This window comes from Clostridium sp. 7_2_43FAA, assembly GCF_000158375.2.
Lineage (GTDB): Bacteria > Bacillota > Clostridia > Clostridiales > Clostridiaceae > Clostridium > Clostridium tertium.
Window position 1 is genome coordinate 393,641 of sequence record NZ_JH815222.1, and the last position, 12,578, is coordinate 406,218.

The 12,578-nt window shown below is 27.0% G+C and carries 11 protein-coding genes; 10 read left to right on the forward strand and 1 reads right to left on the reverse strand.

Annotated features, from left to right (window positions below):
* The first annotated feature begins 36 nt into the window (after nt 1–36).
* The 3 genes from CSBG_RS03440 to CSBG_RS03450 all read left to right on the forward strand — a co-directional run bounded on the left by CSBG_RS03440 (nt 37) and on the right by CSBG_RS03450 (nt 4,160).
* The gene (locus CSBG_RS03440; RefSeq protein WP_008677112.1) at nt 37–1,722 is read left to right on the forward strand and encodes an FUSC family protein; all 1,686 of its coding nucleotides are present in this window, start codon (nt 37–39) and stop codon (nt 1,720–1,722) included.
* 207 nt (nt 1,723–1,929) lie between these two features.
* On the forward strand, nt 1,930–2,628 hold the full coding sequence (locus CSBG_RS17650; protein ID WP_008677113.1) for a hypothetical protein: 699 nt from the start codon (nt 1,930–1,932) through the stop codon (nt 2,626–2,628).
* A gap of 197 nt (nt 2,629–2,825) precedes the next feature.
* Complete coding sequence (locus CSBG_RS03450; RefSeq protein ID WP_035285616.1) at nt 2,826–4,160, forward strand: MATE family efflux transporter; 1,335 nt, start codon at nt 2,826–2,828, stop codon at nt 4,158–4,160.
* Nucleotides 4,161–4,238: 78 nt separating this feature from the next.
* Here the strand turns inward: CSBG_RS03450 and CSBG_RS18450 are convergent, their stop codons facing one another.
* On the reverse strand, nt 4,239–4,394 hold the full coding sequence (locus tag CSBG_RS18450; protein WP_008677115.1) for a hypothetical protein: 156 nt from the start codon (nt 4,392–4,394) through the stop codon (nt 4,239–4,241).
* Between the two features lie 420 nt (nt 4,395–4,814).
* Between CSBG_RS18450 and CSBG_RS03455 the strand changes: the two genes are divergently transcribed.
* The 7 genes from CSBG_RS03455 to CSBG_RS03485 all read left to right on the forward strand — a co-directional run bounded on the left by CSBG_RS03455 (nt 4,815) and on the right by CSBG_RS03485 (nt 12,574).
* Nucleotides 4,815–5,483: a response regulator transcription factor gene (locus CSBG_RS03455; protein ID WP_008677116.1), complete on the forward strand. Its 669-nt coding sequence runs from the start codon at nt 4,815–4,817 to the stop codon at nt 5,481–5,483.
* A complete protein-coding gene (locus CSBG_RS03460) occupies nt 5,483–7,036 on the forward strand; it encodes a HAMP domain-containing sensor histidine kinase (protein ID WP_008677117.1) in 1,554 nt (517 codons plus the stop codon). The genes CSBG_RS03455 and CSBG_RS03460 overlap by 1 nt, the downstream gene beginning before the upstream one ends.
* A gap of 103 nt (nt 7,037–7,139) precedes the next feature.
* On the forward strand, nt 7,140–8,039 hold the full coding sequence (locus CSBG_RS03465) for an ABC transporter ATP-binding protein (RefSeq protein ID WP_008677118.1): 900 nt from the start codon (nt 7,140–7,142) through the stop codon (nt 8,037–8,039).
* The gene (locus CSBG_RS03470; protein ID WP_035284968.1) at nt 8,020–8,814 is read left to right on the forward strand and encodes an ABC transporter permease; all 795 of its coding nucleotides are present in this window, start codon (nt 8,020–8,022) and stop codon (nt 8,812–8,814) included. The genes CSBG_RS03465 and CSBG_RS03470 overlap by 20 nt, the downstream gene beginning before the upstream one ends.
* A gap of 338 nt (nt 8,815–9,152) precedes the next feature.
* Nucleotides 9,153–11,186, forward strand: coding sequence for a YgiQ family radical SAM protein (locus CSBG_RS03475; RefSeq protein WP_008677120.1), 2,034 nt, complete (start codon nt 9,153–9,155; stop codon nt 11,184–11,186).
* 45 nt (nt 11,187–11,231) lie between these two features.
* Nucleotides 11,232–12,029 (forward strand): RelA/SpoT domain-containing protein, encoded by a 798-nt coding sequence (locus tag CSBG_RS03480; RefSeq protein ID WP_008677122.1) that lies wholly within the window; start codon nt 11,232–11,234, stop codon nt 12,027–12,029.
* 221 nt (nt 12,030–12,250) lie between these two features.
* Nucleotides 12,251–12,574 (forward strand): metalloregulator ArsR/SmtB family transcription factor, encoded by a 324-nt coding sequence (locus CSBG_RS03485; RefSeq protein WP_008677124.1) that lies wholly within the window; start codon nt 12,251–12,253, stop codon nt 12,572–12,574.
* The last annotated feature ends 4 nt before the right edge of the window (nt 12,575–12,578 follow it).

Sequence of the window (12,578 nt, forward strand, 5' to 3'; positions counted from 1 at the left end):
TATTTTTTATTGTATGTAAAAAAGGAGAGGATGCTTATGAGAAAAAAAATAATAACAAACACAATAATATTTGTATCTATAATTCTATTTGTTACTATTTTTAAGTCTTTGTTTGGTGAAGGAAACACTTTAGTAGGAGTAACAATAATAACAACTGCATTAACATTTATGGAAAAAGATTTAACAGCAGCACCTTTTAAGAACTTTACAAAAATATTAACAGTAAATTTATTTACTTTGTTTTTTTCATTTTTAGCAATTCAAAATATATGGATAGGTATTTTGGTTAACTTCTTAGCACTTTTTATAATAGGATATTTGTTTAGTTATAATTTAAAAAGATCTCTAGTAGTACCATTTGGACTTCAATACTTTTTCATGTTATTTTATCCAGCAGAAGGAGAAGTACTGTTTAATAGATTTTTATCATTAATTTTTGGCTCTGTTTTTATAATGTTGATTCAATTTATATTTAATAAGGATAAGGTGTTTAAAGCTGGTAGTAGAATATTAGATAGTATTAGTGACAATATTTTACTTAAAATTAAAGCAATACAAGAAGATAGGAATTTTGACGAGGAAAATATAAATATTATAGGGTTAATAAATTCATTAAAAGGTATAATATTTGATAAAAGAGTAGATGAATATTACTTAACTAATGATGCAACTATAAGCACTGATATATTATGGGCTTTAGAGAGAATTAATATCTTATTAGATTCTATAAATGAATTAGAAAATAAAGACATATATAAAGACTTATTAGATGATGTATATAATGAAGTCATAATTATAAAAAATAGAGATTTTGAATCAAGTAATATAGAAATTCTTAAAAATCATATATACAATGATGAAATAGATAAAGCTTATATAAATGAATTTATAGATTTAATAAATATTCTTATAAGAGAAGTTAGAGAAATAAATATATTAAGCAAAAAAGAAAAGGATTATGTAAAAAAGGATTATGATATTCCACATCATTTTCATAAAATAACGGTTTTAAAAAGAAATTTCAATATAGATTCAGCAAAGGTTAGATATTCAATAAGACTTGGTATAGTAGGTGCATTTACAGTGTTTTTAGCACAATATCTTAATTTATCAGAAGGTAGATGGATGAGCTTTACTATATTTTCATTAATACAACCTTATTCAGAAGTTTCTTATACAAGGGTTAAAGATAGAATTAAAGCAACATTAATTGGTGGATTAATAGTATTAATAGCTTTTGGATTAGTTAAGAATCAAACTGCTAGAAGTGCTATTATATTATTAGCAGGTTATTTAGATCCTTTTACAAAGAACTATAGAGGAAAAATGATTTGTGTTACAGTATCTGCCGTTGCCTCTGCAGCTATAGTTGGAGGAACTACTCAGATGGTATTTAATAGAGTACTATTTGTTATTATAGGAGCGATACTAACACTTCTTGCCAATAAATATATATTGCCATATAAAATTAAAGATATGCATAAATACTTAGTTGAAATATATGATTCACTAATAAATCAAATGAAAGAAGATATTTCAAAAGAACATAATGATTATAGTATAAGAAATCTTTATTTAATAACTGGCTTTATTGAAGATAAGATGAAATTTTCAAGTAATGAAAATGATAGGATGCAAATAAGAGAGCTTTTTAATAGTAAAAGAAAAGAAGTAAATGAGCTGTATAATAGCTATATAAATTTCAGGGATAGAAGTAGATAAAAGTAAAGTATATTAATTAGTGAATTTAGACTTAGAAAAATATAAAAATGAGAACAACATCTATGTTAACTTAAAGATATAACATAGATGTTGTTCTTATTTTTTAGATTATTTAATTAATTAAATATTAAATTTTATATTTATGTAGCAAAACGCTATAGAGATAAATACTTATATAGTAACAATAATTTAATAGGAGAAAACCATATGCAAATGATGGATATGCTTTTTAGAGGGCTTATGGGAGGCGGAATGCCTAACATGGGTGGAGGTGGAAATCCACTAGGAGGGTTAGGTGGAGGAAATCCACTTATGAATATGCTATTAGGTTCTATGATGGGTGGACCTATGGGTGGCCAAAATCAAATGAATGGAGGCAATAATAACCCGTTATCTATGCTGATGAATGGAATGGGAGGCATGAATGGTGCCGGTAATGGAATGAATGGTCAGGGAAATGGTATGAACCAATTGTTAAGTATGCTTATGGGCGGAAATGGTATGAATATGCCAAATCAAAATATGGGCAACGCTAATAATAGAAATAATGGCAATAGTAGAAATGATAGAAGTAATAATGCAAATGATCCTTTGGCAACGATTATGAATGGACTGGGAATGAATGGAGCAAATCCAGGTGCTCAGCAAGGGAACTCAGGTAATGGTAGTATAGATATGAACCAGTTAATGAGTATGTTAATGGGTGGAGGCAGTCAAACTAATGCTTCTTCAAATAATAATGCTAGCAATATGAATAATAATGGAAACTCACAAATGGATCCATTAGGTATGCTTTTTAATGCTATGAATGGTGGCGGTATGAATAATAATGTTAATTCAAATTCAAGCTCAAATAACGGTAGAAGACGTTCTTCAAGCAGTAAACGCCATAGAAGTAGAAGATAATTTAATATTTAAGCATTAAAGTAAGTATTAGCTCATCGAGTTAATACTTACTTTAATTTACTTAACATAATGTAAAAGTTTATAAAAGAAATATTTTATATAGAAAATTTAAAATGCTTTATAATTCTTAGGAAAGATGGTATTCTATATAATCGAGAATAAATTTATAGGAGATTAGTAAAGTTATGGCAAGAAATATGACAAAGGATATGACGACTGGAAATCCAGTTAAATTAATACTATTATTTTCAATACCACTACTTATAGGAAATATATTTCAACAATTTTATAGCATGGTAGATACTATCATAGTCGGTAGGTTTATAGGGGTAGATGCATTAGCAGCAGTTGGATCTACAGGGTCTATGTCATTTTTAATAAATGGTTTTGTTGTTGGCTTAACTAGTGGATTTGCTGTTTTAGTATCTCAAAAATTTGGAGCAAAAGATGAAGAAGGTTTGAAAAAGGCTGTAGCAAGTGCATTAGTGTTAGCATTAATAGCAACAGGTATAGTTACTTTAGTAAGTGTTTTATTAGCAAAGCCTATGCTTCATTTAATGAATACTCCAGATAATATAATAGATGATGCAAATGCTTATATAATAATAATTTATGCTGGAACTATAGCTACTGTAGTTTACAATATAATAGCAGGTATATTAAGGGCCCTAGGAGATAGTAAAACTCCTTTATATTTCTTAATAGTTGCATCTATATTAAATATAGTTTTAGACATAGTATTTATAGTTAATTTTTCAATGGGAGTAGCTGGAGCTGCATGGGCAACAATTATTTCCCAAGGAGTTTCAGGATTATTATGCATAATTTATACTTATAAAAAATATAAGATTTTAAGATTGAAAAAGGAAGACTTTAAAGTTAAGAGTAGAGTTTACAAAAAGCATTTAAAAATTGGAATACCAATGGCCCTACAATTTTCTATAACAGCTATTGGTATTATGACTGTTCAAGGAGCTTTAAATGTTTTTGGCTCTTCAGCAATCGCAGCATATACAGCAGCATCAAAAGTATTACAAATAGTAATGCAACCAGCTATAACATTTGGTGTTACTATGGCAACATATTGTGGACAAAACCTAGGAGCAAAAAATTACATACGTATTAAAGAAGGTGTAAAGAAATGTACTGAAATATCTGTAATTACAAGTATTATTGCAGGTATTATACTAGTATTTGGAGGTAAATTCTTCGTAGGATTATTTATTGAAAATCCAGATGCAAGCATTTTAGCATATGCTCAAGAATGTCTTAACTATTCTGCTATATTCTTTATACCATTAGGACTAATATTTATATATAGAAATGCACTTCAAGGTATGGGAGAATCTTTTGTGCCAATGATGGCAGGGGCTTTCGAGCTTATAGCAAGAGCAGTTGTTGCTTTCACATTACCTAGTTTTATAGGATATACAGGAATATGTTTAGCTGACCCAGTTGCATGGCTTTCAGCAGCAATTCCACTAGGAATTTATTATTTTAAGAAAATGAAGTCTATAGATATAATAAATTGAATTTTAAAAACTCCGTAAGGAGTTTTTTCCTTAATTGTCCATTATCAATTAAAAAAAAGCTGTCGTAAGACAGCTTTTTTAGAAGCCTCTTTTTTTGGCTTCAACTCCACTTTCATTAAGAGCTGGTTCTTCAACTGTAAAGTTATATGAACTATTTGCTTGTTGATTTTGAGTTTTTGTCCCATTTCTTAGAACATTTTCTTTTGAATGAGTTCTTTTATTATCATTTTTCATAAGTTTTTCCCTCCTAAAATAATATTACCTTTATAGTATTAGGAGATTAATAAAAATTATTAGTTCATTAAGATAAGAAGAAATAAATTTAATATTATCCATATTTTGATTTGCAAAGGGTATCACGTTTCGTTATATCTTTTTAAAGTATTGAATTTACTGCTTTTGATAGATTTTGAAAGGAGATTTTTATCTATTACTTAGATAGCAAAAAGCTAAAAAATATAAGATTTGTAATAAAAGTTTACAAAAAAATAGATGATTCAATTGCTTTACTTTTCAAGTAAATATATGTAAGTTACGGCGAGCTACGTTGAAGGTGTAATTAAGGAGAACTTAATATATGCATTTTCCTATAAGAATTATTCCATATAATGTATAATGATTGTATATAAATTTTATTTTATACACGGAGGGAATATGATTAAGATATTATTTTTAGAAGATGAACCTAATATATTAGATGTTACAACTGAATATATGAAGATGCAAGGATATGAAGTTACCTGTGTATGTAATGGTGAAGAAGCAATAGAGCAATTAAAGAAAGAGGATTTTAATTTAGCTATTTTAGATATAATGGTTCCTAAAATTACTGGGTTAGAAGTACTTGAATATATAAATCAAAGCAAGAATAATATAGCAACAATTATGTTAACAGCCCTTGGAGATGAACAAACACAACTTAAGGCTTTTAATTTGAAAACGGATGATTATGTTATTAAGCCTTTCTCACCTTTATTACTATTAAAGAGGATTGAAGCTGTTTTAAGAAGAAGTCTTACTGAGAAAATATCAGATAATTATAATAATGAATTTTATATAGATGATAAAACATATCAAGCCTATTATAATGGACAAAGTTTAAATTTAACTCTAAGTGAGTTTTTATTATTACAAACATTAATGAAAGAGCCTAATAGAGTCTTTAATAGAGAACAATTAATAATGAAAATATTTAATGAAGATTATATCTCAAATGACAGAATAATAGATGCTCATGTTAAAAACTTAAGAAAAAAGTTACCTCATAATTATATTAAAACTGTAATTGGTGTAGGGTATCAGTTTAATAAGGAGGTCGTTTGATGAATTTATCTAAAAAAACATTCATCTATAGTTTTATACTTTCAGGAGGAATTGTAACTTTAATAATAATTTATTTTGTAGTTATGTTACCTTCATTATATATTGATCATTTAAGTAAAAGTCATTATCAATCTATAAAAAAAATTCAAGAAAATTATATTAAGGATAAAAATTATAATAATATATATTCACCGAATCCTTCAGGAACAGTAAGTGTAAGAATACCATCAGATGGTAATAGTATATATGCATCAAATAGTTTTGGAACATCTAGAATCACTATAAAAGATATTGATTTAGTAAATCTATTAGATGATGTTAGATATTACACTAAAAATATTGATGAAGCCAAGGAAGTTGAAAATTATGAAAGTAAATTTTTTGACACTATAAAGAAAAGTTTTAATAAAAATACTTTTATTCAAGAACTTCCTGTGGAATTTAAATTTATTGAAAGTAATAATAAGAATCCATTTAATGAGTCATCATACAAGATGAATGTTGTTTCTGATGATACTATTATATATGAGTTTAATAGTTTTGATGGTATAAATTATTATACATTTTATTCCGCTATAACAATTAGTAATGAAGACATTATTTTATCATTACTTTCTGTAATGACACCTAAAATAGAAGAAATCACATCAATAGTATTTCAAAGCTTACCTATGATAGTATCAGTACTTATATTGATAATATTAGTTTCAACATATTATTTTTCAAGAAAAATAATAATTCCGATAAAGAAGCTAGCGAATCATGCTGAGTTTATGAAAAATAATAATATAAGTAATGTTTATCCTATTGAAATTAAGGGAGAAGATGAGATATCAGTTTTAGGTAATACATTAAATGAACTTTATATTAAATTGAATGAAAGTTTTAAAAGTTTAGAAGAAAAAAATAAATTATTAATTGCTGAAAATAAGAGGCAAGATGTATTCTTAAGAGCATCTTCACATCAATTAAAGACACCAGTTGCAGCTTCACTTTTACTTATTGAAAGTATGATAGATGAAGTTGGTAAATATAAAAATACTAAAGAGCATTTACCTAAGGTTAAGGTTCAACTTCAAGCAATAAGGAAGATTATTGATGAAATATTAAATCTTAATAATAAAGATTTAAATAAAAAAATGATAGATATAAAGGATTTAATAGATGAAATAATAAATCAACATGAAATTCAAATAAAAGAAAAATTCATTAATGTAGAAAGCAAAATAAATAACATTACTTTAGATACAGATTATCATTTGATGTATAAAATTATAGATAACTTGATTACTAATGCTATTAACTACACAAGTGAAAAAAATGATATAAAAATAATATTAAGTGATGACAGTTTAAAAATAATAAATTACGGATCACATATAGATGAAGAACTTTTACCTAATATATTTGATGCTTTTGTATCAAGTAATTCAGAAAGTAGGGGGAATGGCTTAGGGCTTTATATAGCATATTATTATTCAAACTTATTAGGATATAAGATAGAAATTAATAATATAAGTAATGGAGTAGAGGCTATATTAAGTTTTATCTAAATATGAATTAAAGCTACAGAAAATTTGCATATTAAATTCATAGGAAATTCATACCAGGATAATATACTTATAGTATAGAAGTTAGGGAAAAGGGGGAGCAATAATGATTACTATAAATAATTTAGAAGTGAAATATGGAAAAGAAGTAGCTTTATTAATAAAATCTCCTATTAAATTTGAAGCAGGGGATAGAATTGGAATAATAGGTTCAAATGGTGCTGGTAAGACTACTTTGGTAAAATCAATTTTAGGACTTATTAACTATAATGGATCTATTAATACAAATATAAAACCAGAGCAAATGTCTGCACATATGCAAAGAAATAATTATGTAGATACGATGGCAGTGAAGCATATAATAGAAGCTATTTTAGATACAAGAATTAATAAGAATAAGAAGCTACAAGAATTAATAAATTTCTTTAATTTTAATGATTGTTTAAATAAAAAGTATAGTGTACTTTCTGGAGGACAAAAGCAAAGGCTTACAATAATACTAGTTTTAATTCAAGATACACCTTTAGTTTTCTTTGATGAAGTTACTTCTGGACTTGATTTTGAAACAAGACAACAATTAATGAGTAAAATTGAAGAATGGTATAGAAATAAAAATACAACAATTTGTATTGTATCTCACTATTACGAAGAGTTAGAGCAATTAACTAACAAAATATTAATATTAGAAAGAGGAAGAGTTATTGATTTTGGAAATAAAGAAGAGTTGTTTAAAAAGTATTGTGGGAAATCAATAATAATTTTATCAAATACAAAAGAAAATGTTAAAATTATAAAGGATTTTAGAAAAATAAAATCACCAAAGCACTTAATAGCAATTTCTTGTTTGAGTATAGAGGAAGAAATAGAAGTATCAAAGCTTCTAATTGAAAAAGATATAAGCTTTAAAAGAAGTAATTCAGATATAGAAATAATGAGTATTAATGCAAAGAATAAAAATGATATTTATAGAGAGGAAGGTGAAAAAGTTGAAAGCAAAATTAGTTAGATATAATTTAGTGAAATATGAGTTTAGAAATTTAGTAGGAAATATATTTGCAGTAATATTTGGAGTTATATTTCCAATATTTATGTCTATTTTTTTAGGAAATATAATTGGTGGAAAAGCTCCAGAAGAATTTAGAGAAGTTATAATGACTAGTATTTTCATAAGTAATAGCTTAATGATTCCATTAGCTACTGTATTTATAGGATATTCAGCAACGTTTTCACAAGAGCTTGAAAAAAGTATCCCTCTTAGGTTTAGGTTATTTGGATATAGTGAAAAAACACTTATTGTTTCTAAGGTTTTAGCTTATTTAATTTTTATGACAATAGCATTGATTATCTATGTAATAGCATCATTTTCAGCATTAAAAGTACAAGTTCCATCCTTTAGTTCAGCTATGATTTTAATAGTTTCATTATATTTTCTTGCTACAATATTTTTTGCATTAGCTCATGGAATATCTTTATTTTTTAAAAAGTTTGGTCCAACCTATGCCATAACAATGACACTATATTTTGCAATAATGATACTAAGTGGAATGTTTGGAGTTCAAGCAAAGGATTTTCCAGAACCATTAATGAAGGTTGCATATTTATTTCCAACAACCTATATATGTGGAGAATTTATTGATTTTTGGAAAAGTGGGAGTTATAACTTTATGCCATATATACAATCTTTAGTGCTATTTACTGCAATAGCATTTATAGTCTTATTTTTAGCTATAAATCATGATTCTAGATATAGTCATGGTGATAAAGTTTCAGTGAGTAAGTAGTGAAACTTTTTACAGATAATGACTATATTCCTATAGTAATATAAATATAGACTTATAAGAATTTACATTTATTCAACAGATATAAATACAAGTTATGTTAATAAAGTTTAAAAGGAGGTGGATAATTATTTTAATTATCTACTTTTTTTTATTTATGAATTCAATATTTAAATGCTAATTCTAGTAATATTATGTAAATCAATAAAATATGAAAAAATAAATGATTTAATTGTTTTAAAATGTTATAATCATTAGACGTAATGTTAATATTGATATGTAGAGGATAAATGCGAAGATTTCAAGTATCAATTGTCAATTTTAAAAAAGTGGGTGTTTAAATGTCAAATAACAGATTTTTACCAATCAGTAAAGAAGATATGCAAGAACGTGGATGGGAACAATGTGATTTCATTATAGTAACAGGGGATGCCTATATAGATCATCATAGTTTTGGAACAGCAATTATTTCAAGAGTATTAGAAGATGCAGGATATAAAGTTGGTATAATCCCACAGCCAGATTGGCATAGTACAGACGATTTTATGAAGCTTGGAAGACCAAGGCTTGCTTTCTTAGTTAATGGTGGAAATATGGACCCTATGGTTAACCACTATACTGTAAGCAAGAGAAGAAGGGAAAAAGATCTTTATACTCCTGGTGGAAAAATGGGAGCAAGACCAGATAGAGCCACAATAGTTTATTGTAATAAAATAAGAGAAGCTTATAAAAATATAAATATTGTTATAGGTGGACTTGAAGCAAGTTTAAGAAGATTAGCTCACTATGATTATTGGGATAATAATGTAAGAAATTCAATACTTATAGATAGTGGAGCAGATCTTATAACATATGGGATGAGTGAAAAGCAAATTGTAGAAGTTGCAAATGCTTTAAATGATGGGTTTGAAGCAAAGTACATAAGACATGTAAATGGAACTACATATACTATAGATTCATTAGATGAAATTTATGGAGATTATAAGTTATTACCTTCAAGAGAAGAAGTTACAAAAGATAAAATGAAATATGCTGAAGCTTTTAAAATACAATATGAAGAACAAGATCCTGTAAGAGGGAAAGTTCTTGTACAAAAACATGGAGATAGATATGTAGTTTGTAATACACCAGAAATGCCTCTTACAAGAGAAGAGTTAGATAAGGTTTATGCACTTCCATACACTAAAGAATGTCATCCTATATATGATGAATTTGGTGGAATTGCAGCTTTAGAAGAAGTTAAGTTTAGTATAGTAAGCTCAAGAGGATGTTTTGGTAACTGTTCATTTTGTGCAATTACATTCCATCAAGGAAGAGCAGTTCAAAGTAGAAGTGAATCATCTATATTAGATGAGGCTGTTGAAATAACTAATCTTAAAGATTTTAAGGGATATATACATGATGTTGGAGGTCCAACAGCAAACTTTAGAAAACCAGCTTGTAAAACTCAGTTAACTATAGGTGCATGTAAGAGTAAGCAATGTTTAACTCCAAAGCCATGTAAAAACTTAATAGTAGATCATAGTGAATTCTTAGGATTACTTAGAAAAATAAGAAAGCTTCCTAAAGTAAAGAAAGCCTTTGTTCGTTCAGGATTAAGATATGATTATATAATGGCAGATAAAGATGATACTTTCTTTAGAGAACTTGTTGAACATCATGTTAGTGGACAATTAAAAGTTGCTCCAGAGCATGTTGCAGCTAATACTTTAAAATATATGGGTAAGCCTTCAGGTGATACTTATGATAGATTTAGAGAAAAGTTCTTTAAGATTAACAAGCAATTAGGTAAAGAACAATATTTAATTCCATACCTAATGTCAAGTCATCCAGGTAGTGGATTAAATGAAGCTATAGAATTAGCTGAATATTTAAGAGATACAAAATATCAGCCAGAGCAAGTTCAAGACTTTTATCCAACACCAGGAACATTATCAACAGCTATGTTCTATACAGGAGTAGATCCTATAACTGGTAAAGAAGTATATATTCCAAAGACAAGAGAAGAAAAAGCTATGCAAAGAGCACTTCTTCAATTTAAAAATCCTAAGAACTATAACTTAGTTCATGATGCTTTAGTCAAAGCAGGAAGAGAAGACTTAATAGGGAATGGTCCTAAATGCTTAATAAAATCAAAAGCTGATAGATATATGGCTAAGATGAAAAAGGAAGAAGCAATAGCAAGGGGAAGTTCTAATAGAGGTAAACAAGGCTCTAAGTCAAAATCTTCTTCAAAGTCAGCTTCAAAAATGAATAGTAAATCAAATTCAAAGTCTATAAATAACAAAGGTGCGGCAAAAGAAAAATTTGGAGATTTTAAAGGTAAAGGACCAAAGTCAAGAAGTAGCAAGAGCAATAGTAGAAAAGGTAGATAAAATTAAACTACTACAATAATCCTATAGCTAAAGGGGAAGAAGTAAATGAAAAAGAGTTTTAGGATAGATGAATTCATATTAAAATATCCACAGGTAGAAGAGATAATAAAAGAAAATAATATAGACATCGAAGTTTTAAAAGATATTTATAATGATTTTGTAGATTATGAAGTTTCTTATGAGAATCAAGCAGACTTTATATCTAATATTTTACGTTCTCAGCCAATGATTCATTCAGTGAAATCAAGGATAAAAGATCCAGATAGATTAATTGAAAAAATCATAAGAAAAACTGAAGATAGAAAATTAAAATATGGTGAAGACTTTCAATTTACTTTAGATAATTATAAAAATGAAATAAATGATTTAATTGGAATTAGAGTTATACATATATTTAAAGATCAGTGGCAGGATATTCATGAATTTATCACTAAGACTTGGAAGGTTATAGAGGTTACTGCAAATGTTAGAGAAGGAGATAATACTAAGAAGTTTGAAGAATTAGATATTGAGGTTAGATCAAGAATATCAGGATATAGGTCAGTTCACTACTTAGTAGAATTTTATCCAACTAACGAAAAAGTTATAGCTGAAATTCAAGTAAGAACAATATTCGAAGAAGGATATGGAGAAATAGATCATAGACTTAGATATTCTCATGTTGAGATACCTGAAATCCTAAAATCAAATCTTCTTTTATTTAATAGAATTGCAGGAAGTGCGGATGAAATGGCTTCTTTGATAAATGATTTAAGTAAAGAATGGTTTAATAAAGAAGAAGAATTTTTAAATGTGATAAAAAAGCAACAGGAAGAAATAGAAAGATTAAAAAGTTTAAAATAGAAAAGAGGCAGATTTAATAATTCAAATCTGCCTTTTTTGAAATAGAAGAAGATTTTTTTCTTAATTTTTTCATTCTTTCACCATTTTGCTTCGCAAGATATTACAGATTATATATTGACTAAACATAGATAATAATCTATATTTAAATGTGTTGTAAATAGATAACTATCTATATATTATATAAATTATATATAGATACTTGTCTATGTAAGGAGGGTGTAATGATTAAAAACTATGAGAAGAATATAAAAATATTTAAAGCACTAGGTGAAATAAATAGAGTTAAGATAGTAGATATGTTATCTACAGGTGAAAAATGTGCTTGTATAATCTTAGAAAATTTTCATTTTACCCAACCAACATTATCACATCATATGAAGGTTTTGATGGATTGTGGAGTAGTGAAATGTAGAAAAGAAGGAACATGGATGTATTATAGTTTGGATGTAGAATCATGTGACGAACTTATGAGATTTTTGAATAGTATTTTAACTAACAATCAAAGATGTATATGTAGTTCAAAGTGCATTGATAAGAATGAATAATTTT